Here is a 26,781-nt window from a genome sequence, read left to right on the forward strand (position 1 = left end):
GAGCGCTACTGGGACTCCCAGCTCAACTTGAGCTCGATCCCAGGGTTGCCGAAGGCAGTCTCGCTGTTCTCGTTGTCCCACTGGCCCCGCACGGAGAAGCGATTGTCGAAAAGGTACTCGGCGCGTGCGCGAGTTCCGCGCCCACTGACGGGCTGCGTCAAGCCAATCTTAAGCTGCTCCGTGAGGAACTTCGACTCCAAGCGGGCAGTTGGCTCCGCCTGCTGGGTGGCGTCGTTGTAGGTGGTGGAGATCTGCAGGGACAGGCCCCGGAGGACCGGGTTGTTGGGGAGGAAGCGCTGCACCTGCCGGTCCAGCCCGGAGATGTTGAAGAAGGCCTCGGCGGCCAGACCCGCGCTGGCCGAGGCGGCCGTCTCCTTGTCCGTGCTGGTGAGACCCAGCGTGAGGAGCGACACCACGTCGCCCTCGGTGAGGCCCGGCTCCGAGGTCAGAATCACCTGGGGAGCGGCCGGGCGGCCGAAGGCATGGAGTTTCACCTGGTATTCGCGCACCTGCGCCTGGGCGCGCAGGTCGAACATGGGATCGATTCCGTAGCGGTCCTGGAACTCGATCTGCCCGCGGTCGATGGTGAACTGGTTGTTGCGGAAGAAGGCCTGACTGCCCTCGGAGGCCTCCACCAGGCCGAGGATGCCCGGGCGCGCGTTGGTGCCGGTGAGCTTGAGCGAGCCGAGCAGCCGGGCCCGGGCGAGGTTGTTGTCCACCCACACGTCGGTGAGGAGCAGGCCCACATCGAAGGTGAGGTACTCGCGGGGCTTCTCGGTGGGGGCGGACAGCACGCTGCGCCGGGCGAGCCGCTTGAGGATGTCGTCCAGCTCCAGGCCGCGGCGGTAGCGCAGATTGCGGATGTCCATCGCGCCGCCCAGCCGCAGCGCGTCCGGGTTGCCGGTGAGCCACAGCTTGCCGCTGGTGGTGAAGGGCAGGTCCTCGTGGAAGCGCGTCAGCACGTCGGTGAGGGCCACGTTGACCCGCAGCTCCGAGGGACGGAAGTCGACGAGGTTCACCTCCCCGTTGGCCTGCATGCGGCCCTCGTTGAGGTAGCCCTCCAGCGACTCCAGGAGGATGCGCTGGCCGGTGAAGGCCACCCGTCCCTTCACGTCCCGGGCGGACAGCGGCTGGTCGCGCAGGGACAGCTTGGCGTCGGAGATGAGGGCCGAGCCCGCCAGGTTGGGCTTGCGCGGGCTGCCGCTGGCCACGGCGTTGAGCTCCACGCGGCCGCCGGTGCGCACCAGCATGGGCGAGACGGACTCGAGCAGGCCCAGGTTCATGGCGCCGCGCAGGTAGAGCTCCATCTGCTCGGGGCTCACCCACCCCGCCGCGGACAGCTCGGTGTCCGGCCCGCGGAAGGTGAAGGAGGGCACGTCCAGCCGCCCGTTGGCGTAGCTCAGGGAGATGGGGCCCTCGTTGGCGCCGGAGAAGGCTCCGCGGGCCAGGGTGAGCCGCTCCACGGTGGCGTTCATCTGGAGGGCCTGGGCGTTCTTCAGCGCGCCCTGCGCCCGCACCACCGCCTTGACGGAGCCGGACAGCTCCTGGGTGAAGGAGTTGGCGGGCAGCAGCGGCCGGATCTCCGGCAGCTCCAGCGTCATCGCCGCCTCGAAGGGATAGGGCTCCTTCACGCGCATCCACAGGATGCCGGAGGTATCGCGGGAGGGACGGCCGGCGAGCTGCAGCTCCCGCCCTTCCATGCGGGCCTCGAAGCCCATGTTGCCCAGGTTGCGCTCGCCGAACATCACCTGCGGGCCGGACACGTGGGCCGTCGTCACCGGCACGTCCGTGTTGCCCGACACCGTGCCTTCCAGGGCCAGCGTGGCCCGCAGGCCCATGCGCTCGGCCGTCTCCGGGCCCACCAGCTCCGCCAGGGACAGGTTCTCGCCGCCGAAGCGGTAGTCCAGCACGCCCTTGTTGGGCCCAGAGAAGAAGAAGCTCCCATCCACCCAGGTGCGGCCCAGCCGGCCCTCCAGCACCGTGCGCTCCAGCACCATGGCCTGGCCCTCGTCGAAGCGCAGCCGGGCCGAGCCGTTGCCCATGTGCCGCCCGTAGTAGGTGGTGTCCTTGAAGTCCAGGGCCACCAGGCCGGAGAACTGGTCCATCGGGCTGTCGATCTCCACCCGGCCCGAGACCTCGCCCTGCATGGGCCCCTGCATGACGGAGATGGTGGAGTGCAGCGGGGCGATGATGTCGATCAGGTCCTCGGTGCGGCCGCGCGGCACCTGCACCTCGGCCCGCGCGTGCAGCGAGCGCCCGAAGGTGAGCTCCGCGTTGCCGAAGTACTGGGTGCGCCCCTTCTGGCCGGAGAGGGTCGGGAAGCCCAGCACCTTGTCCGCGTAGGTGAGCTTCCCCTGCACCACGCCCAGGTCGAAGTCCCAGAACATGAAGTCGCGCAGCGACAGGCTCGCGCCGATCTTCACCTGCGAGTACGGCCCCTCGACGGTGGTGCTCACCGAGCCATGTCCCGACCAGGGCAGCTGCGCGATGTGGCCGAAGTCGGAGAGGTCCGCGTCGCCATGCGCATTGACGAACAGGCCCTTCTGCGAGTCGTAGAAGAGCGTCACGTCGCCGCCGATGCGCGAGCGGCCCGAGTCGATCTGGATGTCGGTGAAGGTGACGCGGTCTGACAGGAGCGACACCTGCGTGCGCACGTGGCCCCGCTCGTAGGTGAGCAGGGTGCGGCCGGAGTCCACGGGCGCGTCGAAGGCGCGGGAGGCCAGGGTGAAGCGGCCGTGGCGCAGGTCCAGGTCGCCCGACAGGTTGGGCCTGGGCAGCAGCGTGCCGGACAGGCGGGCCTTGGCGTTGGCCGGGAAGTCCACCCAGGAGCCCGTCAGGCCGGCCTTCTCCAGGATGCGGCCGAACTGCGCCTCGTGCGTCTCCAGCTCCACCTCGACGGGCAGCCCCTCACGCAGCGCGAGCGTCCCGGTGATGCGCGCGTCTCCCGAGCCGATGGGCACGAGGAGCTCCTCCACCGTCACCAGCTCGCCGGCGTACGCCAGCCGCGCGGTGAACGAGCCCGGGGAGTACTGCGCATAGGTAATCCCGCTGCCCGACAGCTCCACGGACACGCTGGGCGCCGCCGGGCGGCCATTGGCCGTCAGCCGCGTCCACAGGTGGCCCTCGGCGGGCTTGGGCAGCAGCCCCACCCGGGACAGCGTGCGCAGCGGCAGGAACACCTGCGCATCCAGCGCGAGGACGGGCTCGCACAGCTGCTCCACGCGGCCGGAGATGTTCACCGTCGCCTCGTCCAGCGACACCTCGGCGCGGTCCAGCTCCAGCAACTCCTCGTCCACGTCCAGCGCGCCCGAGAGCGCCAGCCGGCCCAGGGCGAGCTCCTGTCCCGGGCCCAGGCGGACCAGGCCGCGCCGGGCCTCCACCTCGAACTCCTCCTCGCCCCAGCGCTCGCGCAGGCTCACGTCCAGCTCGGACAGCTCCACCTGCCGGCCGCCGGGCAGCGCCACCCGCACCTCCGCGCCGGTGATGGCCACCCGCGCCAGCCGCAAGCGCCGCAGGGGCTTGAGCGGACATTCTCCCGGCTCACCCGGTGGGGGCCTGGGGCGCGACAGGTCCAACGTCACCCGCGGCCGGTGCACCTTCACCAGGTCGAACGCGAGCTGGCCGGAGATGGGGTTGGGCAGTCCGAGCTGCACCTCGGCCGAGTCCGCGGCGACCAGCGGTGTGTCCGCGCCCTTCTCGAAGACGGACAGCCCGCGGAGGATGAGCCGCTGGCCGAGCGGATCCACCTCGCACTGCCCGATGCCGACCTCCATGCCCAGCAGCGTGGGCAGCTGGCGCCGGGCCTGCGTGCACAGCTGGTCCCACGCCGTACGCGTACGGAGGACCAGCACCGTCCCCAGCACGAGCGAGAGGACGATGAGCCACAGCGGCGGCCTGCGCGCGCCCTGCTGCCTGTTGCGGAGAGCCAAAACCCCTACAGTTTACCCAGTCCCTCGAGGTAACGGTCGATCTCCGCGAGATCCACCTTCGAGTTGCCGCCTGCCCGACTGCTCGGGGCGGCGACGGGGACGGGCTTCTGTTGCCCTTCCGGCAGCGCCGAGCCCTGGAGTCCCAGGTTGTCGGCAATGCGATGGATGAGCTTGTCGGAGATGGTCTGCTCCCGGGCCAGGAAGGCCTCGAAGAGCGCGTTGTCGCAGATGCTGTTGATGACGCGCGGGGTGCCGCCCGAGCGCTGGTGAACGGCGACCAGGGCCTCGTTGGTGAACGGCATGCGCGGGCAGCTGGCCAGCCGGAGGCGGTGCTTGATGTAGGCCTCGGTGGACTCGGCGGTGAAGGGCTCCAGCTTGTAGCGGAGCGACACGCGCTGGGCCAGCGGCGGATCCAGCTTGAGGTTCTTCTCGATCTCCGGCAGCCCGAAGAAGACGAAGGAGATGAGCTTGCGCTCGGGGACTTCCAGGTTGAGCAGCCCCCGGAACTCCTCCATCAGCTCGCGCGTCTCCAGCATCTGGGCCTCGTCGATGAGGACGACGGCCTTCTTGCCGGACTCGTAGATCTGCAGCAGCCGCTGGTAGAGCTGGGACAGGAGGGCCAGCTTCTCCTGCGCGGGGTTCTCCACGCCCAGCTGCAGGGCGATGCGGCGCAGCAGCCAGTTGGCGGTGATGCCCGAGTGGATGATGACGAGCAGCGCGGCCTCGTACTCGGACTCGGGCAGCGAGTCGAGCATGCGGCGCGCCAGCGTCGTCTTGCCCGCGCCGATGTCGCCGATGAGGATCGACAGACCCTTCATGTAGCTGACCGAGTGCATGAGCCGGGTCAGCGCCTGCGAGTGCTGGGCCGAGTTGTAATAGAAGCGGCTCACCGGAGCGTTGGAGAAGGGCTCCTGGGTGAGCTCGAAATAGTCGAGGTAGGTGGACATGGGCTCGGCGAACCTCGGACTGCGCTAGACGTAGCCTACCTTACGCGGCCGGGCGGCTCCGGCGGCCGCGGGAGCGGGCATCTGGGCACCCGCCGTGGCGGAAGCCCCACTGGGTCCCTTCCCACCGCTGGGGGGCAGCGGATCCGGCACCGGAGAGGTGGTGGCGGCCAGCCGCTGAACGTTGCCGGTGACCTCCCGGAAGTTCGGGTCGAGCGCGGCCACGCGCTGGTAGTGGTAGAGGGCCTTGCCCTGCTCGCCGACGGCCTCGTAGGCCAGACCGAGCTCGAAGCCGATGGCCTTGGCCACCTCGCCGGTGGCGTGCTCGCTGGCGAGCGCCTGCTTGAAGGTGCCCACGGCCGCCCCGGCATCGCCCTTCTGGGCCTGCAGCAGGCCAATCATCGTGAGGCAGTCCACCTCACGCTTCTTGCCCATGCAGCCCTCGCGAGCCACGGCGAACTCGTTGAGGGCGTCGTCCATGAGGCCCATCTCGCGGTAGGCAATGCCCAGGTCGTAGTGGGTGTCCACGTCCTCGGGCTTGACCACCTTGGCGAGGCCCTTCTTGAACTCGGCGAAGACCTCCTCCACCGAGTACTGGAAGTCCTCCTCGACGGCGGGCGCCGCGGGCTCATCTCCGCCCAGGTCGCCAAACTCGCCGGCCAGCTCCGCCGCCAGGTCGAACGCGTCGCGCTCGGCGGGGGACTCGCCCAGGGCGGGCACCGCGGGGACGGCCAGCGCCTCGGCGCTCTCCTCGGGCTCCTCGGCGGCCGGAGTCCCACCGGACTCGAGCGCCTCGAGCCGGGCCATCAGCTCTTCCGCGCGCGCGTGGCCCGGGAAGGCGATCTGCACCGTCTCGAGGATCTCCCGAGCCTCCTCCAAGAGGCCCTGATCCAGGAAGAAGCTGGCCTCGTCGCACTCCTCGCCGGCTGGCTCCTCCGCGGGCTCCTCGACCTGGGCGACGACGGGCTGCGGCTTGGGCGCGGGCGCCGGAGCCTTGGCGGGCGCGGCGGCCGGAGCCTTGGGCGCGGCGGCCTGGGGCTGCGGCTTGGCGGGTGCGGCGGCGGCAGGCGGAGCCTTGGGGGCGGCGGCCTGGGGCTGCGGCTTGGGCGCGGCAGGAGGCGGAGCCTTGGGGGCGGCCACCACGGGCGCGGGCACCGGCTCGGGCTCCTCGAGCTCGTAGGAGCCGACGAGCGCCGGGGAGTCCACCGGAGTGCCCTCGTCCTCGAAGGCCAGCGCGGGAGCACCGGACGAGGTCGGCTCGGCGTCGAGCGCCTCATCCAGCTCGGCCGGGCGCATCGCCACCCGGGTGGGCATGTCGTCCGGCTCCGGGAAGCCGGAGTCGTCCGAGTAGGAGTCCTGGAGGAGCTGGGCCGAGGGCGCCGCCACCTGCGTGGGGGGCGGCTCGTCATCGCCGAGCGCCAGGGGCTCGTCCGCCAGTAGCGGCTCGTCCTCGAGGGAGGAGGCGCCGGCCGGCTCCATGAAGACGGTGGTCGCCTCCTCGGGCTCGTCGCCGGCGCCGAAGAGGGGCTCGTCGTCCGACACCACCGCGCCCGGCTCGTCCGCGAGCACCAGCCCCTCGTCGGAGTCCGCCGGAAGGCCGAACTCGCCGGAGAGGATCTGCCCCTCCTCCTCGTCCGAGCTGCTGGCGGAGACCAGGGCCAGCTCGTCGCCCGGCGGGTGCTCCAGGGCATCCGGGGGCGCGTCGGCGACGACGATCTCCTCGTCGCTGGAGTCCACCAGGATGGCGTCCTCGCCCACGGACTCCACCTGCGCGGCCTCGACGGGCGCGGCCTCATCCGACTGCAGCACGGACAGGAAGGCGGGCACCTCGGGGTGGCCGGGGTTCTGCTGGAGGATGATGGCCAGGTAGGGCTGGGCGCGCTGCACGTCCGCGCGGCGCGTGCACAGGCGGAGCACGTTCAGCAGCTGCTCTCCGGCCTGGGCCGTGTTGCCGGAGGCGACGTAGATGTGGAAGGCCTTCTCGTGCGCGTCGAGGTTCTCCGGGTCCACCGCGAAGATCTTCCGCAGGTGCTCGAGCGCTTTGTCGTGCAGGCCGTATTTGACGTAGACGTCCGTCTCCGTCAGCAGCTTGGAGAACTGCTCCTTGCCGGGCTGGGCCTGGGCAGCGGGAGCCGGGGCCGCCTGGGCAGCAGCGGGCGCGGGAGCAGGAGCGGCAGCAGCGGGCGCGGGCGCTGGCGCGGCGGCCGCGGCGGGCTGAGGAGCGGGGGCCGGGGCCTTGGGGGTGGGAGCCAGCGCGGGAGCCGGAGCCGGCGCGGGAGCAGCCGCGGCGGGCGCGGGCGCCGGGGCACCGGTGGCGCTCTCGGCCTTGTACGCCTCGTAATCCGGATCAGCCGGATCCAGCTCGGCGACCTGGTTCCAGATGTTCCGGGCGTCCTGGTTGCGGCCGCGCTCCTGGTAGACCTTGGCGAGTTCCTTGTAGACGGAGATCGTCTTCGCCGTCTGGCCGAGCCCGTGGAAGGCCTGGGCCAGCATGTTGAGCGTCTCGACGTCGCGCCCGTCCGCCTTGAAGCACACCTGGAGCCGGGCCAGCGCGCGCTTCTGGTCTCCGCGCGTCAGGTACTGCTGCGCCAGGTCCTTGGCCAGCGCCACGTTGTCCGGATCCAGGGAGGACAGACGCTCCGCGACGCGGAACCAGTCATCCATCCGGTTGTTGCGCTTGAGGTACTCGGCGGCCTTCTTGAACTCCTGGGCGGCCTCGCGCGGCATGTTCTCGCGCGCGTACAGCTCGGCCAGCTTGATCTTCGACGCCACGTTCTCGGGGTCGAGATCCACCATCTTCTTGAGCGTATCCAGGGAGTTCTTGACGTCGCCGGCCTTGTCGTAGTGGTTGGCGACGATCTGGAAATACGCCATGGCCTCGGACATCAGTCCGAGCTGCTGGTGGAGCTCCGCCAGCTTGAGATTGACGTCCAGCAGGTTGGGGTTGAGCTTGAGGACCTGCTTGTAGAGCGCGACGGCCTTGAGGAAGAAGCCGTCGGACGAGTAGCCCTCGGCGACCTTGGTGAAGTAGTGGGCCGCCTGAACGTTGTCGTTCTTCTTCTGGTACAGCTCCCCCATCTTCTGGAGGACGCGGCCGTCCTTGGGGTCTACTTCCAGGACCTTCTGGTACTCCTTGATGGCCTTGTCGTAGGCGCCCTTCGCAACGAGCTTGGCGGCGGCTTCGATGATCTTGTTCTTGTCCATCGAGCGTGGGCTTCCTGCCGAGCGAAACTCCCAGGAAAATCCGGGGTTTCTGCTTCCTTCAAGGAGACTGCGAGGGAGGCCCGAGGCTAACGGAATCCTCCCTCGCGGGTCAAGGAATCCACCCGCCCCAACCCCCAGGAGGATCAGGGGGTTGCGCGATGGGCAGGCGAGCAGGCCCCTCCTACGGGGTCTCCTCGATGGCCTTCCTCAGCCGGTGGGAGCCCGTCTCGGAGGCCAGCAGCCGCTCCACGAAGCGCGTGTCGTAGTTGCCCTCAATGAAGGCGTCTTCCGCCATGGCCGCCCGGTGGAACGGGATGTTGGTGCGGATGCCCTGCACCACGTACTCGCCCAGCGCCCGCTGCATGCGCCGGATCGCCGTGGGCCGGTCCTCCGCGTACACGATCAGCTTGGCCAGCAGGCTGTCGTAGTACGGCAGCACCGTGTAGTTCTCGTACGCACTGGAGTCCACACGCACGCCATAGCCGCCGGGCACGCTGTAGGCCGTAATCTTGCCCGGCCAGGGCGCGAAGGTGACGGGGTCCTCGGCGTTGACGCGGCACTCGATGGCGTGGCCGCGCATCTGGATGTCCTCCTGCTTGCGCTGGAGGGGCTCGCCCGAGGAGAGCTTGATCTGCTCGCGCACCAGGTCGATGCCGGTGACGAGCTCGGTCACCGGGTGCTCCACCTGGATACGGGTGTTCATCTCCATGAAGTAGAAGCGCCCGTTCTCGTCGAGCAGGTACTCGATGGTGCCCACGTTGTTATAGCCGAGCTTCTCCATGGCGCGGATGGAGACCTCGCCCATCTGCTGGCGCAGCTCCGGCGTGAGGGCGGGAGAGGGGCTCTCTTCGATCAACTTCTGGTGGCGGCGCTGCACCGAGCACTCGCGCTCACCCAGGTGGATGATGCGCCCGTGCTCGTCGGCGACGACCTGGATCTCGATGTGGCGCGGCTTCTCCACGTACCGCTCGATGTAGAGGTCGCCGTTGCCGAAGGACGCCACGGCCTCGGCCGCCGCCGTGGAGAAGGCCTGGGCCAGCGCATGCGGCTCGCGGACGATCTTCATGCCCTTGCCGCCACCACCGGCCGCCGCCTTGAGGATGACCGGGAAGCCGATCTCCCGGGCGAAGGCCTCGGCCTCCTTGGGATCCTTCACCGTGCCGATGCTGCCGGGCAGCAGGGGCAGGCCGGCCTCGCGCGCGGCGTTGCGGGCACGCACCTTGTTGCCCATCAGCGAGATCATCTCCGGCCGGGGACCGATGAAATGAATCTTGCAGTCGCGGCACACCTTGGCGAACTCGGAGTTCTCCGAGAGGAAGCCGTAGCCCGGGTGGATGGCGTCCGCACGGGTGATCTCCGCCGCGGAGAGCAGCTGCGGGATGTTGAGGTAGCTCTCCTTGGACGGGGGCGGACCGATGCACACCGACTCATCGGCGAACCGCACGTGCAGCGCATTGGCGTCCGCCGTGGAGTGCACCGCCACGGTGGCGATGCCCAGCTCACGGCAAGCACGGATGACCCGCAGGGCAATCTCCCCGCGGTTGGCAATCAGCACCTTCTTGAACACGATGTCGTGCCTCCGCGGGGCGCTGAGCGCCCGCTATGTCAGACCGGCTCGATGCGGAAGAGCGTCTGGCCGAACTCGACCGGCTGCCCGTTCTCCACGAGGATCTCCGCCACGCGGCCCGCCACGTCGGCTTCGATCTCGTTCATCAGCTTCATGGCCTCGATGATGCAGAGCACCTGGCCCTTCTTCACCACCGTGCCCACCTCGACGAAGGAGGGCTGGTCCGGGGCGGGCGTCCGGTAGAACGTCCCCACGAACGGGCTGGTGACGGAATGGCCCGGCTTCTCCGCCGCCGGAGCCGCGGCGGCCGGAGCCGCGGCGGCCGCGGGGGCCGGAGCGTGGTGCATGGAGGGCGCGGCGGACATCACCGGCGCGGCGGACATCACCGGCGCGGCACTCACCGAGGGCGACACCGGGGCCGCGTGCACGATGGTGGGTACCGGCACGGGGCCACGGCGGATGAACAGCCGCTCCTCGCCCCGCTGCCAGACGAGCCGCGTGACCTCGGAGGCCTCGAGGATCTCCACGATCTGCCGGAGCGCCTCCACATCCAACGAGGTGGTGTTGCCCTCCACGCGGACGCCACCGCGCTGAGCGGGGGCCGCGGGCTCCGTTCGGACTGCCTTGCGCTTGGTTGCCAATTCCGTCTCCCCTCCCTGAACCGCAGTGAACCGCTGGTGGGCTCTAGCCCGCGGTGGCCACGCGCGTGAGGTACTTGCCGTCGCGCGTGTCGATCTTGAGGACGTCACCCTCGTTGATGAAGAGCGGCACGTTGACGGTGTAGCCCGTCTCCAGCGTGGCCGGCTTCATCGCGCCGGACACCGTGTCGCCACGCACGCCCGGATCACACTTGGTCACCTTCAGGTCCACCGAGTTCGGCAGCGTCACACCAATGGCCTTCCCGTTGTAGAACAGGATGGAGGCGTTGATGTTCTCCTTCAGGAAGTTCTTCGACTCCCCGAGGGCCTCGGCGTTGATGAAGGTCTGCTCGTAGTTGCGGGTGTCCATGAAGTAGAAGTCGCCGCCCTGCTCGTACAGGAACTGCATGTCCTTCTCTTCGATGTCGGGCTTGGCCACCTTCTCGCCGGACTTGAGAGTCGGCTGGAGCACGCGCCCGGTCAGCAGGCTGCGGATGGACGTGCGCACGAAGGCCGAGCCCTTACCGGGCTTGACGTGTTGGAACTCGACGATTTCGAAAGGCTCACCGTCGATTTCGATCTTCATGCCCTTGCGAAACTCGGACGTATCGATGACACCGGCCATGGACAGGCTCCTTCGGACAGCTTGAAAAGTCCGGGGTGTCTAGCCGATGGGGCCGCGCCTTGCAAAGTGGAAAGGCGCGGCGCGCTGCGCCGTCCGCTCGGCGGCCTACAACTCGGCGCGAATCTTGGGGGCGATCACCCGGAGGACGTACCTGCCCTTGCCGTAGTTACCGTCCGCCCGGAGCGCCAGCACCAGGAAGTATTCCGGGGTGATGAGGCGCATCAGCGTCAGCACACGCTCGCTGTTGACGCTGACCTCCTGCACCTCTCCCGTCTTGAGGGTCTCGGCGGCCTGGCGGAGCTGACCGAGCAGGTTGGCGTACTCCACCCAGGCCCCGTTCAGCTCCAGCTCGGCCGCATCCTCCTTCTGATGGGTATCCACGGAGATACCGTCGAAACCCATCACACTGCAGGCCAGGGCCCCGTCTACCTGGTTGACCACCGACTCGAGGTGCGTGCGGAAGGACATGGCGTCTGGCTTGTAGAAGGCCCGGAACAGCGGGTCAAGGAGCAGTCGCGGTGCAGACGATGCGCCCGCCCACGCCGGGGAACCCACACGTCCCGCTCGGGACCTGTCCCGCCGGGCAAACACCCGAGAAACCACTCGAGAACACGGTGACCGGGAAGGTGAACTTGTTGCTCTCCACCACCTGCCCGCCACTCATCCGTCCCCGGGCCTTGATGGTGGACAACACGGTCACCGCTTGACCAGGGGCGATGGCCTCGCCCAGGGCCTTGATCGCCTTGGGACCGAACGCGCTCACGAAGGTGTAGGACTCGTCCGGATCCGTTTCGGGCCGGAGGACGGTGTAGACGGCGACGCGATCCGTCTCGTCCGCGGGCAGGGTCACCGAGGCACCATCGGTGACCGGCTGAAACTGGTAGGAGTAGATGATCTCGTTGAGGGTGATGTCACTGAGCCCCTCCCCCGAGAACGGCTCCTGGCCGATGCTGATGGGCTGTTGGAAGGTGTTGGTCTCGACGCTCACGGCCAGCGGGAAGTTCTGACCGCCGGAGATGTCGAGCAGGCCCTCGCTCATGACGAGGTCCTCCGCGCCCGTACAGCCGACCCCCTCCTCGAACTCCAGCGCCCGGACCCCGAGGAACCGGATGGGCGCATCACCTTGATTGGCCACACAACCCAGCGGCGCCAACGCCAGTGCCACAATCGCCATCAATCGCTTCATGGACATCAACTCCTTGGACCGAAGAGAAAGGACCGGCTAGAGGGACTGGGCGATCGTCTGCCGGTTGAGGATGCGCGGCGTGATGAAGATGAGCAGTTCCTGACGGTCATCGCGCTCGCGGAAGTTCTTGAAGAGCAGCCCGAGGACGGGGACCTTCGACAGGAAGGGCACCGAGTTGCTCTGGGTGCTGCCGCGGCGGACGTAGATGCCACCGATGACGGTGGTGTCGCCGTCCTTCACCAGCACCTGGGTGTTGGCCTCCTTGCGCTGGATGGCGGGCTGGCCGTTGGCACCCGTCTGCGAGGGGTCAGGCTGGTTGTTGGCCGCGTTGATGGTCAGCATGATGCTGCCATCCTGGGTGACGTGGGGCGTCACCTCGAGCGACAGGCGCGCTTCCACGAAGGTGGTGTTGGCACCGGAGGCAGACACCTGGCTGAACGGGATGGACACACCCTGGCTGATGCGGGCGGTGTTGTTGTCCAGCGTCGTCACCTTGGGCGCGGAGATGGTCTTCACGACACCCTCGTTCTCCGCGGCCGACAAGCGCAGGTTAAGGGCGAGCGCACCACCGGCCGAGCCGAACACGAAGCCCAGCGCGCCACCGGAGCCCAGACCCGCGCCCACCGGCAGGTTGACGGCGAAGTTGGGGATGTCGGACACGCCCGGAGAGGTGCCTTCGATGCCACCCGTCACCACGGCGGTGTTGGGGAAGATGAGGCCGGTGGGATTGCCCGTGGAGGGCGCGGCCGCCGCCTGACCACCCCACTGCACACCGAGCTCGCGGCTGAACGAGGTGTTGGCCTCGACGATGCGGCTCTCGATGAGCACCTGCGGCGTCTGCGTGTCCAGGTTGCGCACCAGGGCCCGCGCCTTCTCCACGTTGGCGCGCACGTCCTTGACGATGAGCACGTTGGTCCGCGTGTCCACCGTCACCGTGCCGCGCTCGCTCAGCACGTCCTTCACGCGCTGCGACATCTCGTTGGCCGTCGCGTAGTTCACCGGGATGAGGTTGACCAGCAGCTCCTCCTGCGCGACGAGCGACTTCTTGCGCTCCTGGCGCAGCTTGGCCTCCTCCTCCAGCGTCTTGAGCGGAGCCACGCGCACGATGTTGCCGATCTCCTCCTTGCCCAGCGACTTGGTGCGCAGGACGAGATCCAACGCCTGATCCCAGGGCACGTTGCGCAGGCGGATGGTCACCTTGCCCTGCACGTCATCGGCCACGACGATGTTCTTCTTGGAGATCTCCGCGATCACGCGCAGCAGGTTCTGGATGTCGATGTCCTTGAACTCGAAGGACACCTTCTTGCCGCGGTAGCGGGCCTGCTGAGGGGCGCCCTCGGAAGCGTAGGTAGGCGCCTCGGCGGTGAAGCCGGCGGTGCGCTGGGTGACGGTCACCTGCTCCGTCTTCACGCCCTTGACACTCAGCCGCCAGGACAGGCCACCGGCCACCTGGCTCACGTTCTCCTCGATGGCGCCGTCCGCGGCCACCACCACGCGCACCCGGTTGCCCTCGCCGGGCACCGCGAAGGCGCTGATCATCTTCACCGGCGTCTCGAGCGCGCTGGTGTCCAGGCTGCGCTCCAGGCGGCGCGGCAGCCGGGCGTTCTCGATCGACAGCACCGCGCTGCGCGGATCCGGGCGCTCCACCTTCCACGCCACCGCGCCCGACAGCTTCAGGTTCACCCGGCCACCGGACTCGTTCTCGTCGAACGTCAGGTCCTTGACCTCCACGGTGGCCAGCTGGGCGTCCACGGGCTTGGCGCGCAGGGGCTCGTTCTCCGCCACCACCTTCTCGGGCGTGTCGGACGGCGCGGCCGGCTTGCGGGCCACCTTGCCGCCGAGCACCACCGCGAGGCCGCGGCCGGTGCGCTCCACCTCGTAGCCGGGCATCTGCCCGCGCACGTCGAGCACCAGCCGGACCTTGTCCGAGTGGGCGCCCACGCGCACTTCCTTCAGCACGCCCGAGCGGACGCGCGGCGCTCGTGCCGACAGGCCCACGCCGTACACGTCCACCGCGAGCCGGGGAGGATCCGCCAGCTCCAGCACCTCGTAGCGGGCGACCTCGCCGTCCGCGCCGATGCGCAGCGTGTCACGGGTGAAGGAGAGGCTGGTGATGCGGCGCGCCGGGTGCGCCACCTCGCGCTCGTCCGCCTCGGCCGCCACCACGTTCTCGGGCAGCGCGGCGGCCTTCTTCTCCTGCGGCTCGGCCGCGGCCGGCTGCGGCGCGGGGGCCACCTCCGGAGCGGGCGCGGCGCTGGCGACGGCGGCCTTGGGCTCGGCCGGCGTCACCGGCTCCGCCTTCGCCTCGGCCACCTTCGCCTCGGCCGCCACTCCGTCCACGGAGATGATGACCTTGTTGCCGTCGGCGCGCACGTCGTACTGCGCGGCCTGGTGCAGGGCCACCAGCACCCGGCCGACGCTGGCGCGCTCGTCCGAGAACTGGGAGGCCACCACTCCGGCCACCGGTCCCTGGCCGTTATGGTGCCCCTTGATGCCCGTGGCGTCCGCCGACGAGAGGTCCACCACCAGCCGCTCCGGGCCACTGAGCCGGAAGACGGTGAAGGTAGGAGCCCGCGTGCCGGCCACCACCACCTGGGCGCCCGAACCCGTCTGCACGACCTTCAGGTCGCGCAACGTATTGAGCTCGGCGGCCTCGGCCCCGACACCCACGATGGCAACCGCCAGGGCGGCCACCACGCTCATCAACTTGCCCCTCGTCACATCGCTCTCCTCGAGCATGCTTCCCCTCAACAAGTTGCAATGGGCCAGGGGAGCCGGGAACAACCCGGCTCCCAAGGTCACCGGGCCACTACGGCTCCCAGTTCTTGCCCGTCATCAGGTCGTAGGCGGGGTCCACCCGGCCATCCTGCTGCTTCAGTTCCAGCTTCACCGGGTTGTAGACCACCCGGTCCGCCGTGGTGGTGGTCTCCGTGACGATGACCTCCTCGCGGAGGATCTGCGTCACCTTGCCACCCTGGCGGCCCATGCGGGTATTGCGGCGCACGATGTGGCCACGGCCCATGGGATCTTCCACCATGGCCATCGGGTTGGCATCACCGGTCACCACCGCCACCAGCTTGAGCTGGTCGATGTCCCACTGGCACAGCGGCTCGCTGCAGGCCGTCGCCTGGGGATTGGCCGGCGTATTCTCGCGAACCATATCCTGGATGGGACTGCGGAACGGATCTCTCCGGCCCACGGGGTTGTAGCTGTAGACGTAGGCGGGCCCGGCCGCCACCGTCGTCTCCGCGGGCTTGTCCTTCGGGGCCTCGGCCTTCGGGCGCGTGGACACGGCCGGCGCAGGCGGCGGCGCTTCCTCCTCGCCGCATCCGACGAGCGCGAGGGCCAGTGCCCCCGAAATGAACATGGATTGGAACGTCTTCATCCTCGGGTCCCCTTGTCGCCCCATTTCCAGGACCGATCAAGTTTCTGCTACTACTTCTTGGTTTCAGGCTGCTTCGCCGTGTTGACGAAGCGGAAGGTGGTGGCGAGGAACGAGCTGTTGAGCATCACCTTCTCGTTCTTCACCTTGGCGCCATCGAGCTTGATGTTGTTGACGTTGACGATGCGCCGCATGGTGGAGACCTCCTGCAGGAACATGGCGATCTCGTGGTAGTTGCCGCTCACCACCATCTTGATGGGGATGCGCGCGAAGAAGTCACCACCGCCCACCGTCTCCGGACCCGGCTCCACGCGGGCGATCTCCAGCCCGGACTTCTTGCCGATGTCGTTGATCTGCGCGAGCAGCTCCTCGATGTCCTTGTTCTCGGGCAGTTCGGTGAGGGCCTCGGCGAGCTTCTGCTCCAGCACGTCCATCTCGCGCCGGCGCTCGTTGAGGTTCTGGGCGATCTCGCTCTTCTCGGCCAGTTCCAGGTCCAGCTTGCGCTGTTGGGCCTGCTGCTCCTCCATCTCCACTTCCAGCGGCTGGATGCCGAAGAAGAAGTTGGCGGCGGTCAGCACCATGACCAGGCCCACCAGTACGCCGAACCGTACGGCGGGAGGTGCCTTCGCGAGCCTTTCGAGTTGCTTGTCCATGGCTGCGGTTCCTCTCAGATGGCGTAGTTGGCGGTGAGGGAGATGTCGAAGTCCACCGTGCTCACCTCACCCGGCTTGGCACCGATGCCCGCCTGGGTGCTCTTGAGATCCACGTTGGAGAAGAAGGGCTTGATGTCGCCCACGGGGAACTCCTCGATGGCGGCCTCGGCGGCCACGAGCTCCACGCGGGACGTCTTGGCCTCGCGGCGCTGCTCCACCAGGCGGCCAATGCCCTTGGGCGTCCACACCATGCCGTTGAGGTTGCGCATCAGCTCGGCCACGTCGTCGTGACTGACGGCGGAACCGGTCAGCTTCACGCTGCCGCGCTCCTCGTTGAAGGCCTTGATCCACGCCTTCTTGGGCAGCGCGGTGGAGAGCGCGTCCAGCATGCGCACCGGCCCGGAGCGGCCGCGGCGCAGCTCGTCCAGGACGGCCAGCTTCTTCTCCACCTCGGTCTTGCGGGTGTTGATGTTCTTCACCTCGCCGATCGTCTTGTCGAGATCGGCGATGCGGCGCTTGGTGTTGGCCAGGCCCTCGGCCTGCCTCTCCACCACGCCGTTGCGATCGGCGTACCACATGTAGTTGCCCACGGCCGCGCCCACGAGCACGAACACGAAGAGGGCCAGGACTTGGCGGCCCGCGTTCGGCCTGACCTTGGCCCGGACTGGCAGCAGGTTGATACGAATCATCATGTGCGTCGGTCCTTCGAAGACGAAGAAGCTGGGGAGGGATGATCAGCCGAGCTTGTCGCCAGGCTTGCGCAATGCCAGACCCACGGCCACCGCGGCCATCGGCGCCACCTCCATGATGAAGGCGGGGTCGAACTTGCGGTTGTCCACGTCGATCTTCCGGAACGGGTTGAGGATCTCCACCGGCACGCCCACGCGCGTCTCGATGGTCTTGAACAGCGCCGGAATCTTGGCGGTTCCACCGGAGAGGTAGACCTTGGTGAAGTTGGCGTCCACGGCGGTGCCCGCGTAGAAGTCCAGCGAGCGCTGGATTTCACCGGCCACCTGCTCGGCCACGCCCAGCAGCACCCGCTCCACTTCCTGGGGAACCACGGCGTCCGAGTCCCCGCGGGTGCCGCCGATCTTCAGCGCCTCGGCCTCCTCGTAGGAGACGTTGAGCTGCTTCTGGATCTCCTCGGTGAACTGGTTGCCGCCGATGGTCACGTCACGGGTGAAGACGGTGATGCCGTTGGAGATGATGTTGATGTTCACCACCGAGGCGCCCGCGTTGATGAGCACCACCGTCTCCTTGTCGGGGACGTCGTAGTTGGAGGCGAACATGTTCTGGACGGCGAAGGCGTCCACGTCCACCACCACCGGCTGCAGCCCCGACTCGGAGACCACGGTGGTGTAGTCGTTGATCATGTCCTTCTTGGCCGCGACCAGCAGCACGTCCATCTGGCCGGTGGCGTCATTGCCGCCCGCGTCCAGGATCTGCGTGTCGATGTTCACGTCCTTCACGTCGAAGGGGATGTACTGCTCCGCCTCCCACTGGATGCTCTCCTCGAGCTCCTCCTGGCTCATCCGGGGCATCTGGATCTTCTTGATGATGACCGAGTGGCCGGAGACGCCGATGGCGACCTCCTTGTTCTTGATCTTCAGCTCGGTCATGAGCTCCTGCAGCGCCTGGACGATGGCGGTGGAGTTCATGAGCGCGCCGTCGACGATGGCCTCGGGCGGCAGCGGCTTCATGCCGAAGCTCTGCAAGGCGTAGCTCACCTGGCCACGCTTGCGCTGCTCCTTGAGCAGGATCATCTTCACCGAGGTCGATCCGATATCGAGACCGAGTGCCAGCTTTCCCTTCGCCATACAGTCGTCGCTCCTGGAGGGGCCGCTAGCGTAGCACCGGCTCGCGAGCCCTCCTAAAAAGTGCTCCGCGCCTGCCAGTGCAGCAGGCGGCCAATCTGTCCCCCGGAATCCCACGGCGGTGCACCCACGCCGCTCTTGTAGGGCCGATTTTCCGGCTTCGGACGCGTTCCGTCAAATCACCCCGTCCGCCGCTTCGTCCACTGCCGGGCGGCCGGTCAGCCTCGCTCCCCCTCGGCATCCGCGTCGATTCCGTACTCCTTGATTTTGTACAGCAGGGCCCGATGACTGATCTCCAGCACCTCGGCGGCGCGGGTGCGGTTGCCCCGGGTACGGCGCAGGGCGGCGCGGATGTAGGACTCCTCCAGGTCGCGGATGGCCTGTTTGAGGGACAGGTTGGCCTCGGACGAGGGACGCGTGGGGGTGAGCGCGGGGGCGCTGGCCGGTGGAGGGACGGCCCAGAGCCGCTCGGGCAGGTTCTCCGGGAGGATGCGCTCTGCCTCGGCGAGCAGGACCGCGCGCTCCATCGCGTTCTCCAGCTCGCGCACGTTGCCGGGCCAGGCGTAGGCGGCCAGGAGCGCCTCGGCCTCGGGGCTGAAGCCGCGCACGGGCGGCTCGCGGTTGAGCTCGCGGTTGAAGCGCGTGAGGAAGGCACGGGCCAGCAGGAGGATGTCCGACTGGCGCTCACGCAGCGGAGGCACGCGCACGTTCACCACGTTGAGCCGGTAATAGAGGTCCTCGCGGAACTCGCCCCGCTCCACCAGCCGGCCCAGGTCGCGCAGCGTGGCGGCCAGGACGCGCACGTCCACCTTCTCCGCGCGGTTCTCCCCCACCGGGCGGATCTCCCCCTCCTGTAGCACGCGCAACAGCTTCACCTGGGCGGGCGGGGGCAGCTCCCCCACCTCGTCGAGGAAGAGCGTGCCACCGTCGGCCTCGCTGAAGAGGCCGCGCCGGGCGGTGCGCGCGTCGGTGAAGGCGCCGCGGGCATGGCCGAAGAGCTCGCTCTCGATGAGGCCCGCGGGGATGGCGCCACAGTTGACGGCGACGAAGGGCATGGCGGCCCGGGGTGAGCGCGCATGCAGGGCCCGGGCGATCAGCTCCTTGCCCGTCCCGCTCTCGCCGGTGATGAGGACGGTGGTGCCCACCGGCGCGAGCTTCTCCACCTGCCGCATCACCACGCGCATGGGCTCGCTCTCGCCGAGGATGCCCTCGCCGGGCGACACCCCACCGGCCCCCTGCAGGCGCCGGTTCTCCCGCAGCAGCCGCTCGCGCTCCTCCGCCTTGCGCAGGACGAAGACGATCTCCTCGGGCTTGAAGGGCTTGCGCACGTAGTCGTACGCGCCGGCCCCCACCGCCTCGAGCGCCTGCTCCTGCGAGCCGTAGGCGCTCATCACCACCACCGTCAGCCCCGGATGGTCCGCGAGCGCCTGACGCAGCAGGGACAGGCCGTCGCGCTTGGGCATGCGCACGTCACACAGCAGCACGTCGTAGCCGCGCGCGGACAGCTCCCGCAGCGCCTCCTCGCCATCGGCCACGGCGCGCACCTCGTAGCCCAGGCCGGAGAGCACCAGGGTGAGGACGTGGCGGACGGAGGGCTCGTCATCGGCGACGAGGATGCTGCGGAAGAGGGCCATGAGCCCCTTCAGAAGTAGCCCACTCCGGGGTGCGCGGCCAGATTCCGCCTCAGATGGCTGGCAGCCGGACGGAGAAGCGAGCACCCCCTCCCGGCATGTTCTCCGCCGTGAGCCGCCCGCCCATCCCCTCCGCCAGGTGCAGCGAGACGGCCAGCCCCAGCCCCGTGCCCTGCCCGGGCTCCTTGGTGGTGAAGAAGGGCTCGAAGAGGCGCGGCATCACCTCCGCCGGGATGCCAGGCCCCGTGTCCTCCACCACCAGCAGCACGTCTCCCCCCTCACTCCGGGTGGAGATCCGGACAAGCCCCTGCCCTCCCATGGCCTGCACGGCGTTGAGCAACAGGTTGATGACGATCTGTGACAGCGGGCCGGAGTCCGCCCGCGCGAGCAGTCCGGGCATGAGCGCGAGCTCCAACCGCACCTGCGAGAAGTCCCGTCCCACCTTCACCAGCTGCACGCACGTCTCCACCACGTGCCCCACCTCCACCGGCCCCAGCTGCTCGCGCGCGGGACGGCCAATCTCCAGCAGGCCCCGCACGATGCCGTCGATGCGCTGCACCTCATGATCGATGCGCCCGAGGTACTCCTGCACCTCTGCATCCTTCACGCGGGCCCCGGCCAGCGACAGGTAGCCGAGGATGCCCGCCAGCGGGTTGCCCACCTCATGGGCCACGCCCGCGGCGAGCCGGCCCACGGTGGCCAGGCGCTCCGCCGAGACGAGCTCCGTCTGCGCCTGGGCCAGGCGCGCGTTGGCGGCCCGCAGCGCTTCCAGCTGACGCCGCGTGGTCTCCTGCTCCTCCTGGAGCGCCGCCGCCAGCCGCGAGAGCGCCCGCTGGATGCGCGACAGCAGCGGCCCCGGGCTCTCCGGCACCGACACATCCAGCTCCAGCCGGCCGAGCTGCTCCACCACCACCTCGGTCCGCCGCAGGGGCCGGCCCACCATGAAGTCCAGCACCACGTACGCCAGCACGGTGAGCAGCACCAGGTCCAACATCAGGAGGAAGGGCAGCGAGCCAATCGTCCGCGCCAGCACCACCGCCTCCGGCGAGCCGTACACCGTGCCGTGGCGCGCCACCTCCAGCAGCGCCAGCAGCGGCCGCTGCAGGGTGAGCCAGGTGAAGCCCGTGCCCACCACGCTGAGCAGGAAGGCGACGCTGGCGATGCGCCACTTCATCCGCGTCCGCGCTCCTTCACCGGATGCCCGTGAGCAATAGATCCAACGGCTCCGGCAGCACCCCCCGCAGCCACGGCCCGAGCAGCATCACCTCGAGCGCCGCGAGCGACAGCCAGGGGCCGAAGGGGATGTTGGTGGGACCCGGCTCCCAATCGTCCTCCTCCTCCTCTCCCTCCTCCGCGTCCTCCCGGGTGTGCGCCTGCTCCTCCGCCACCTGGGCCGGTCCGGGCTCGCCCGCCTGGGGAGTCTCCGCCCCGGGAGCGGTGGCCGGCGGCGTCACGGCGGCGGGCTCCGGGGCCGGCGCCGGTCCCGCCCGTCCGTGGATGAGCAGCATCGCCACGCCCACCACCGCGCCCTGCAACGAGGAGAGGAAGATGATGGCCAGCAGTGGCTTCCACGTGAGGAAGGCGCCGATGAGCGCGAGCAGATCCTTGTCTCCCGCCCCCAGCGCCTCCTTCTTGAAGATCTTCTCCCCCAGCCACTCCATCCCCCAGAAGACGAGGAAGCCGGCCACCGCGCCAATGATGGAGTCGCGCACCCGCCCCATCCCCATCGGCCACGACAGCACCACCCCGGCGGCGATGCCCGGCCACGTCAGCTCGCTCGGGAGGATCCAATGCTCCAGATCAATGAAGGAGAGCGGCACCAGCAGCAGCACCAGCACCAGCGCGGCCACCAGCTCGGGCGTCCAACCAAAGCGGCGCTGGCAAGCCAGGAAGAGCAGCGCGGTGAGCAGCTCGATGAGCGGGTAGCGCCAGGAGATGGGCAGACCGCAGGAGCTGCAACGAGCGCGCAATGCCACCCACGACAACACTGGAATGTTCTCGTACCAGGCGAGTTGATGCGCGCACCGGGGACAGCGCGAGCGCGGGTGCACGATGCTCTCGCCCGCGGGCACGCGAGCGATCACGACATTCAAGAAACTGCCGAAGAGCAGGCCCATGACGAAAACCAGTGCCACGGCCGCACCTTCCACCGCCTGAGGAGTCACGTTCTCCGTCCCTTCGTTCCGCCAGAAGCTCCGGACCGCGGAGCATAGGGCCCAGAAGCGTCACCGGTGCAGACGATTCCTGTCACTCCAGTGACAAAAATTGGCACCCGCAAACCGTCACCGGATGGCAGATCCAACGCAAGTGCCTGGATCTGCGTTGGAGCGCACTGGGTTTGACGGTGGCACCGTTCGTGCTATTCCTCACGACGGCTTCGGCCGCAACCCAGCCTTCACCCGAAGGGAATCCCCATGACCCGTCTGTTCGCCCGCAAGAACCGCGGCTTCACCCTGATCGAGCTCATGATCGTGGTGGCCATCATCGGCATCCTCGCCGCCATCGCCATCCCGAACTTCATCAAGTTCCAGGCTCGCTCCAAGCAGGGCGAGGCCAAGGCCAACCTGAAGGCCTGGTTCACCACGCAGCGCGCCTTCCTGCAGGAGAAGGACCGCTACGAGCAGGACATCAAGATCATCGGTTACGCCCCCGAGCGTGGCAACCGCTACGCCTACTACTTCAAGGCGTCCCCCGACTGGGAGGTCCGTGAGGAGAAGGCCCTCCCCGACCTGACCACCGCCACGGGCATCACGGTGGACACCGGTAAGTTCAAGGGCGCGACCACCAACCCTGCGTACAAGGCCGTTGGCCTGACCCACGCTGGCTCCGGCGCGGCTCCCCTGAAGCCGGGCATCTCCGGCACGTGCCCGGGCTGCAACATCGACGCGATCGCGGCCGGCAACATCGACAACGAGATCGTCGGCAACGACACCTGGTACATCGCGACCTCTGACTCCACCGGCAACGCCGACTGCGGCAACGCCGACGAGAAGATGGCCGTCGCTGGTACGCCGTTCATGAACTACAACGACGTCGACTGCGACAAGTAAGTCGCTCGACCGCCGGACAGGCTCTCTCGAGCCACCGTCGGAAACGAAAGGACACTCGGGCATAAACCCGGGTGTCCTTTCTGTTTTAATGCCGCCCATGAGGTCGCGAACTTCCCTGCCTGCCCTGCTGGTCGGCATCTTCAGCCTGACCGCCCTCGTCCTGCTCGCGGCGCCGCCTCGCAAGCCGCCCCGAGGTCCCCACCAGGAACCCCTGCTGCCTCGCCAGGAGTTGCTGCGGATGGTGGGCCACGGCTACCAGCAGCTGCTCTCCGATTACTACTGGCTCCAGGTCGTCCAGGCCACCGGCAGTGCGTTCGACGCCGCGGAGTACCGGGACATCTACCCGTACGCGGAGCTCACCACCGATCTGGATCCCAAGTTCAGCTCGGTCTACCCCTTCGCCGCCGGGGCGCTGCCCACCAACCTGGGGCGCGAGACCTGGGTCAATACCGAGGAGTCCACCCGTCTTCTGCGCAAGGGCCTGAAGACGTTCCCGGACAACCTCAAGCTGCACATCCTGCTGGCCTACAACCTGAGCGCCTTCCACAAGCAGTACAAGGAGGCCGCGCAGGTGCTGGAGCGGGCCTCGAAGCTCCCGGGCGCGCCCGGCTATCTGGCCCCGCTGGCCACCCGCCTGTATGCCCAGTCAGGAAGCGTGGACGCCGGCCTCGCGCTGGCCCGCTCCCTCGCGGACTCCGCCGAGGATGAGGAGACGCGGGAGATCTTCCAGCAGCGCGTGCGCGACCTGGAGATAGAAGCAGAGCTGCGGCGCGTGGAGGCCTCCATCGGCCAGTTCCGCCAGGAGTTCGGCGTGGCCCCGCCCGATGTCGACACGCTGCTGTGGTTGGGCTTCCTGGACACGCCTCCGTACGATCCCAAGGGCGGAGGTTTCGTCATCGGCTCCGATGAGCGCGCCTATTCGGAGACGCAGCAGCGGCGGCTCGAAGTCTTCACCCCCGACAACCGTGGTTACCAATGGGCCATGCCCATGGAGCGGTGAACCCATGGACTCTCCCTCTCCCATCGAAATCCGAAACCTGTCGAAGACGTACCGGCTCGGCTTCTTCATGAACCGGCAGGTGCGTGCGCTCCAATCACTGGACCTCTCGCTGAGGCCAGGCCAGGTCTATGGACTGCTCGGACCCAACGGCGCCGGCAAGTCCACCACCATCAAGATTCTCCTGAATCTGGTGCAGCCCTCGGCAGGCGAGGCCCGGCTGTTCGGCATGCCCCCCGCGGAGCGGGAAGCCCGCCGCCGCGTGGGCTATGTGCCGGAGAACCCCGCGCCCTACGAGTACCTCACGGGCCGCGAGTTCGTGACCCTGTCGGGACGGCTGACGGGCATGAGCGGCAAGGAGCTGGATGACCGGGTCAACGAGGTGCTCGGCATGGTGCAGATGAGCCGTGCCGCCAACCTGCAGATCCGCCGTTACAGCAAGGGCATGGTGCAGCGCGTGGCGCTGGCGCAGGCGCTGGTGTCCAAGCCGGACCTGCTCATCCTGGACGAGCCCACCTCGGGGTTGGATCCCGTGGGCCGCCGGCAGATCCGCGATCTCATCCTCGAGGAGCGCCAGCGCGGGACGACGGTGCTCTTCTGCACGCACATCATCCCGGACGTGGAAGCGCTGTGTGACCGGGTGGCGGTGCTGGTGGGCGGCCGGCGCGTGCGCGAGGGCAGCGTGGCCGAGCTGGTGAGCTCGCAGGCCACGCACATGGACATGACGGTGGAGGGGCTGCCGCTGGAGCGCCTCCAGGCGCTGGGAGTGAGCCTGGAGCGGACGCGCCAGCTGGAGAACCGCGTGCTGCTGCACGTGCGTGAAGCGGAGGCCCAGGCCCTGCTCAAGCGCGTGCTGGAGCACGGAGGCCGCGTCACCCAGCTGCAGCCGGCCCGTTTCTCGTTGGAAGAACTGTTCCTGCGTGCGCTGGAAGAGGCGAAGCAGGGTCCCGTTGGAGGAGAGATTTCGTGATGGGTCCGTTCGTCGCCCTGGCGCTCAATGGGTTCCGGGAGGCCCGGCGCAACCGGGTCACCCTGCTGGTGGCCATCTTCGCGCTGGCCATGCTGCTGTCCACCACGCTCGTGCTGGAGGTCACCGTCGGCACGTTCGACCGCGTCATCACCGACGTGGGCCTGGGGGCCATGAGCCTCATGCTGGTGCTGCTCGCCATCTTCCTCTCCAGCGGGCTCATCTCGCGGGAGATTGAAAGGCGCACCATCTTCCTCATGGTGTCCAAGCCCCTGTCGCGTGGCGCGTTCCTCGTGGGCCGGCTGATGGGCAACATGCTCACCGTGACGGTGCTGCAGGCGCTCATGGCCGCGCTCTTCTTCGTGATGATGCGCTTCTACGACAGCCCCATCAGCCAGGCGCACCTGGCGGCGGTGGGCATGCTGTGGTTCGAGCTGTGGGTGCTCAGCGCCGTGGGCTTCCTGATGTCCAGCTTCTCCAGCCAGATGGTGTCGGCGTTCGTCACGGTGAGCGTGTACTTCGCCGGCCACCTGTCGTCGGACATCTACGCGCTGGCCTCGAAGTCCAAGAGCGCGGGCATCCAGGTGCTGGGCAAGGCCGTGTACTACGTGCTGCCGGACCTCTCGCGCTTCAACTACAAGCCGCACGCGACGTACTACGTCGACGTCGCCTCCAGCGAGCTGCTCTCGTCCGCGCTGTACGGCATGGCCTACACCAGCGTGCTGGTGGCGCTGGCCGTCATCCTCTTCAACCGGCGCGACTTCCGCTGAGGCGCCCCCGGCCCGGGGAGGCGGGACTCACGTCTCGTCCTCCCGGTCCGACAGGCCGTGCTTGGCCAGGCGGTAGCGGAAGGAGCGGAACGTCAGGCCCAGCAGCTCCGCCGCGCGGATCTTCACCCCGCCCGCCTGGGACAGGGCGGCCAGCAGGTAGCGCCGCTCGGCGTCGTCCAGGTGGTGCTCCAGCGAGAAGCCCGCGCCGAGCGGCACCTCCGCCGAGGAGGGCGTGGCCGCCGGAGACGGAGCCGGCTCACCCCGCAGCGTGGGCGGCAGCGAGGCCAGCGTCAGCACGTCTCCATCCGCCAGCGTGGCCGCGCGCTCGACGATGTTCTCCAACTGGCGCACGTTGCCCGGGAAGGAGTAGGCGGACAGCACCGCCAGCGCCTCCGGGGAGAAGCGCATCCCCGGCCGCCCCAGCTCCTTGCGCTGGCGCTCGAGGAAGTGCTCGGCCAGCAGCGGGATGTCCCCCGCCCGCTCGCGCAACGGCGGCAGCTCGAGGGTGATCACGTTGAGGCGGTAGAAGAGATCCTCCCGGAAGCGCCCCGCCTTCACCTCGGCCTCCAGCCGCCGGTTGGTGGCGGCCACCACGCGCGCGTGGAAGGGAATCTCCGCCGAGCTGCCCACCGGCTTCACCTTGCGCTCCTGCAGCACGCGCAAGAGCTTCACCTGCGTGGCCAGCGGCACCTCGCCAATCTCGTCGAGGAACACCGTCCCCTCCCCCGCGTGCACCAGCAGGCCCGGCCGCTCCTGCGTGGCGCCCGTGAAGGCGCCCTTCACGTGGCCGAAGAGCTCGCTCTCCAGCACACCCTCGTTGAGGGCCGCGCAGTTGACGGGCAGGAAGGGCTGGCCCGCGCGCTGGCTCTTGAGGTGGATGGCCTTGGCGATGAGCTCCTTGCCCGTGCCGCTCTCCCCATGGATGAGGACGGTGGAGCGCGTGGGCGCCACCTTCTCCACCAGGCCCCACACGGCGCGCATCCGCTCGCTGCGGCCCACCCCCATCACCCCCGCGCCGGGCACCAGGTGCTCGCGCAGCGACACGTTCTCCTGGCGCAGCGAGCGCTTCTCCAGCGCCTTCTGCACCAGCAGCTTCAGCTCCTCGTTGTCGAAGGGCTTGCCGATGTAGTCGTACGCCCCCTCGCGCATGGCCTCCACCGCCGAGGCCGCCGTGCCAAAGGCGGTGATGACGATGACCTCGGGCGGCTCGGGCAGCGAGCGCGTGGCGCGCAGCACGTCCATGCCGCTCTGCGAGGCGCCCAGCTTCATGTCGGTGATGACCAGGTCCACCTTCGCCGAGCCCAGCACCTCCCGCGCCGCCTTCACGCCGTCCGCGCACGTCACCTGGTAGCCCGCACGGGACAGCAGCACCTCCAGGAACTCGCGCATCGACAGCTCATCGTCCACCACCAGGATGTGCACGG

At 68.7% G+C, this 26,781-nt stretch carries 21 protein-coding genes; 4 read left to right on the plus strand and 17 right to left on the minus strand.

Annotated features, from left to right (window positions below; genetic code table 11):
* Window positions 1-5 precede the first annotated feature (5 nt).
* The 16 genes from NR798_RS37110 to NR798_RS37185 all read right to left on the minus strand — a co-directional run bounded on the left by NR798_RS37110 (window position 6) and on the right by NR798_RS37185 (window position 21,690).
* Window positions 6-3,929 carry a translocation/assembly module TamB domain-containing protein gene (locus NR798_RS37110; RefSeq protein WP_375767283.1) on the minus strand — a complete coding sequence of 1,308 codons (3,924 nt, stop codon included), beginning with the start codon at window positions 3,927-3,929 and terminating at the stop codon, window positions 6-8.
* A gap of 5 nt (window positions 3,930-3,934) precedes the next feature.
* A complete protein-coding gene (locus NR798_RS37115) occupies window positions 3,935-4,876 on the minus strand; it encodes an ExeA family protein (RefSeq protein WP_375767284.1) in 942 nt (313 codons plus the stop codon).
* 24 nt (window positions 4,877-4,900) lie between these two features.
* Window positions 4,901-8,077: a tetratricopeptide repeat protein gene (locus NR798_RS37120; protein WP_375767285.1), complete on the minus strand. Its 3,177-nt coding sequence runs from the start codon at window positions 8,075-8,077 to the stop codon at window positions 4,901-4,903.
* A 181-nt stretch (window positions 8,078-8,258) separates the two neighbouring features.
* Window positions 8,259-9,644 carry an acetyl-CoA carboxylase biotin carboxylase subunit gene (gene accC, locus NR798_RS37125; RefSeq protein WP_375767286.1) on the minus strand — a complete coding sequence of 462 codons (1,386 nt, stop codon included), beginning with the start codon at window positions 9,642-9,644 and terminating at the stop codon, window positions 8,259-8,261.
* 38 nt (window positions 9,645-9,682) lie between these two features.
* Window positions 9,683-10,285, minus strand: coding sequence for an acetyl-CoA carboxylase biotin carboxyl carrier protein (gene accB, locus NR798_RS37130; RefSeq protein WP_375767287.1), 603 nt, complete (start codon window positions 10,283-10,285; stop codon window positions 9,683-9,685).
* 43 nt (window positions 10,286-10,328) lie between these two features.
* Window positions 10,329-10,907, minus strand: coding sequence for an elongation factor P (gene efp, locus NR798_RS37135; protein ID WP_375767288.1), 579 nt, complete (start codon window positions 10,905-10,907; stop codon window positions 10,329-10,331).
* 105 nt (window positions 10,908-11,012) lie between these two features.
* Window positions 11,013-11,375: a roadblock/LC7 domain-containing protein gene (locus NR798_RS37140; RefSeq protein ID WP_375767289.1), complete on the minus strand. Its 363-nt coding sequence runs from the start codon at window positions 11,373-11,375 to the stop codon at window positions 11,013-11,015.
* Between the two features lie 34 nt (window positions 11,376-11,409).
* Window positions 11,410-12,093 carry a hypothetical protein gene (locus tag NR798_RS37145; protein ID WP_375767290.1) on the minus strand — a complete coding sequence of 228 codons (684 nt, stop codon included), beginning with the start codon at window positions 12,091-12,093 and terminating at the stop codon, window positions 11,410-11,412.
* Window positions 12,094-12,129: 36 nt separating this feature from the next.
* Complete coding sequence (pilQ, locus tag NR798_RS37150) at window positions 12,130-14,832, minus strand: type IV pilus secretin PilQ (protein WP_375767291.1); 2,703 nt, start codon at window positions 14,830-14,832, stop codon at window positions 12,130-12,132.
* Window positions 14,833-14,902: 70 nt separating this feature from the next.
* The gene (locus NR798_RS37155) at window positions 14,903-15,478 is read right to left on the minus strand and encodes a pilus assembly protein PilP (protein ID WP_375767292.1); all 576 of its coding nucleotides are present in this window, start codon (window positions 15,476-15,478) and stop codon (window positions 14,903-14,905) included.
* A 50-nt stretch (window positions 15,479-15,528) separates the two neighbouring features.
* Window positions 15,529-16,128 (minus strand): type 4a pilus biogenesis protein PilO, encoded by a 600-nt coding sequence (locus NR798_RS37160; protein WP_375767293.1) that lies wholly within the window; start codon window positions 16,126-16,128, stop codon window positions 15,529-15,531.
* A 14-nt stretch (window positions 16,129-16,142) separates the two neighbouring features.
* The gene (locus tag NR798_RS37165; RefSeq protein WP_375767294.1) at window positions 16,143-16,820 is read right to left on the minus strand and encodes a PilN domain-containing protein; all 678 of its coding nucleotides are present in this window, start codon (window positions 16,818-16,820) and stop codon (window positions 16,143-16,145) included.
* Between the two features lie 42 nt (window positions 16,821-16,862).
* A complete protein-coding gene (pilM, locus tag NR798_RS37170) occupies window positions 16,863-17,945 on the minus strand; it encodes a type IV pilus assembly protein PilM (protein ID WP_047859891.1) in 1,083 nt (360 codons plus the stop codon).
* 215 nt (window positions 17,946-18,160) lie between these two features.
* The gene (locus NR798_RS37175) at window positions 18,161-19,576 is read right to left on the minus strand and encodes a sigma-54-dependent transcriptional regulator (RefSeq protein ID WP_375767295.1); all 1,416 of its coding nucleotides are present in this window, start codon (window positions 19,574-19,576) and stop codon (window positions 18,161-18,163) included.
* A gap of 49 nt (window positions 19,577-19,625) precedes the next feature.
* Window positions 19,626-20,747 carry a sensor histidine kinase gene (locus NR798_RS37180; RefSeq protein ID WP_375767296.1) on the minus strand — a complete coding sequence of 374 codons (1,122 nt, stop codon included), beginning with the start codon at window positions 20,745-20,747 and terminating at the stop codon, window positions 19,626-19,628.
* Between the two features lie 16 nt (window positions 20,748-20,763).
* The gene (locus NR798_RS37185; RefSeq protein ID WP_375773885.1) at window positions 20,764-21,690 is read right to left on the minus strand and encodes a prepilin peptidase; all 927 of its coding nucleotides are present in this window, start codon (window positions 21,688-21,690) and stop codon (window positions 20,764-20,766) included.
* A gap of 297 nt (window positions 21,691-21,987) precedes the next feature.
* Here NR798_RS37185 and NR798_RS37190 point away from each other — a divergent pair, with 297 nt between their 5' ends.
* From NR798_RS37190 to NR798_RS37205, 4 genes are all read left to right on the plus strand, one after another.
* Window positions 21,988-22,623: a prepilin-type N-terminal cleavage/methylation domain-containing protein gene (locus NR798_RS37190; RefSeq protein WP_375767297.1), complete on the plus strand. Its 636-nt coding sequence runs from the start codon at window positions 21,988-21,990 to the stop codon at window positions 22,621-22,623.
* A 97-nt stretch (window positions 22,624-22,720) separates the two neighbouring features.
* Window positions 22,721-23,623 (plus strand): hypothetical protein, encoded by a 903-nt coding sequence (locus NR798_RS37195; protein ID WP_375767298.1) that lies wholly within the window; start codon window positions 22,721-22,723, stop codon window positions 23,621-23,623.
* A gap of 4 nt (window positions 23,624-23,627) precedes the next feature.
* Window positions 23,628-24,590 carry an ATP-binding cassette domain-containing protein gene (locus NR798_RS37200; protein WP_375767299.1) on the plus strand — a complete coding sequence of 321 codons (963 nt, stop codon included), beginning with the start codon at window positions 23,628-23,630 and terminating at the stop codon, window positions 24,588-24,590.
* A complete protein-coding gene (locus NR798_RS37205) occupies window positions 24,590-25,357 on the plus strand; it encodes an ABC transporter permease (protein ID WP_375767300.1) in 768 nt (255 codons plus the stop codon). The genes NR798_RS37200 and NR798_RS37205 overlap by 1 nt, the downstream gene beginning before the upstream one ends.
* Window positions 25,358-25,384: 27 nt before the next feature.
* Here NR798_RS37205 and NR798_RS37210 read toward each other — a convergent pair whose 3' ends face one another.
* Window positions 25,385-26,779, minus strand: a complete 1,395-nt coding sequence (locus NR798_RS37210) for a sigma-54-dependent transcriptional regulator (protein WP_375773886.1) — start codon at window positions 26,777-26,779, stop codon at window positions 25,385-25,387.
* Window positions 26,780-26,781: the final 2 nt, after the last annotated feature.

This window comes from Archangium gephyra, assembly GCF_042230915.1.
Lineage (GTDB): Bacteria > Myxococcota > Myxococcia > Myxococcales > Myxococcaceae > Archangium > Archangium gephyra_B.

Bases quoted from the DNA above. Each gene is read 5' to 3' on its own strand.
- pilM (WP_047859891.1), bottom strand. From the start codon at position 17,945: ATGGCGAAGGGAAAGCTGGCACTCGGTCTCGATATCGGATCGACCTCG.
- NR798_RS37185 (WP_375773885.1), bottom strand. From the start codon at position 21,690: ATGGGCCTGCTCTTCGGCAGTTTCTTGAATGTCGTGATCGCTCGCGTG.
- NR798_RS37115 (WP_375767284.1), bottom strand. From the start codon at position 4,876: ATGTCCACCTACCTCGACTATTTCGAGCTCACCCAGGAGCCCTTCTCC.
- NR798_RS37205 (WP_375767300.1), top strand. From the start codon at position 24,590: ATGGGTCCGTTCGTCGCCCTGGCGCTCAATGGGTTCCGGGAGGCCCGG.
- NR798_RS37145 (WP_375767290.1), bottom strand. From the start codon at position 12,093: ATGAAGCGATTGATGGCGATTGTGGCACTGGCGTTGGCGCCGCTGGGT.
- NR798_RS37160 (WP_375767293.1), bottom strand. From the start codon at position 16,128: ATGGACAAGCAACTCGAAAGGCTCGCGAAGGCACCTCCCGCCGTACGG.
- NR798_RS37195 (WP_375767298.1), top strand. From the start codon at position 22,721: ATGAGGTCGCGAACTTCCCTGCCTGCCCTGCTGGTCGGCATCTTCAGC.
- NR798_RS37175 (WP_375767295.1), bottom strand. From the start codon at position 19,576: ATGGCCCTCTTCCGCAGCATCCTCGTCGCCGATGACGAGCCCTCCGTC.
- NR798_RS37165 (WP_375767294.1), bottom strand. From the start codon at position 16,820: ATGATGATTCGTATCAACCTGCTGCCAGTCCGGGCCAAGGTCAGGCCG.
- NR798_RS37155 (WP_375767292.1), bottom strand. From the start codon at position 15,478: ATGAAGACGTTCCAATCCATGTTCATTTCGGGGGCACTGGCCCTCGCG.
- NR798_RS37190 (WP_375767297.1), top strand. From the start codon at position 21,988: ATGACCCGTCTGTTCGCCCGCAAGAACCGCGGCTTCACCCTGATCGAG.
- NR798_RS37200 (WP_375767299.1), top strand. From the start codon at position 23,628: ATGGACTCTCCCTCTCCCATCGAAATCCGAAACCTGTCGAAGACGTAC.
- NR798_RS37140 (WP_375767289.1), bottom strand. From the start codon at position 11,375: ATGTCCTTCCGCACGCACCTCGAGTCGGTGGTCAACCAGGTAGACGGG.
- efp (WP_375767288.1), bottom strand. From the start codon at position 10,907: ATGGCCGGTGTCATCGATACGTCCGAGTTTCGCAAGGGCATGAAGATC.
- NR798_RS37180 (WP_375767296.1), bottom strand. From the start codon at position 20,747: ATGAAGTGGCGCATCGCCAGCGTCGCCTTCCTGCTCAGCGTGGTGGGC.
- NR798_RS37120 (WP_375767285.1), bottom strand. From the start codon at position 8,077: ATGGACAAGAACAAGATCATCGAAGCCGCCGCCAAGCTCGTTGCGAAG.
- pilQ (WP_375767291.1), bottom strand. From the start codon at position 14,832: ATGCTCGAGGAGAGCGATGTGACGAGGGGCAAGTTGATGAGCGTGGTG.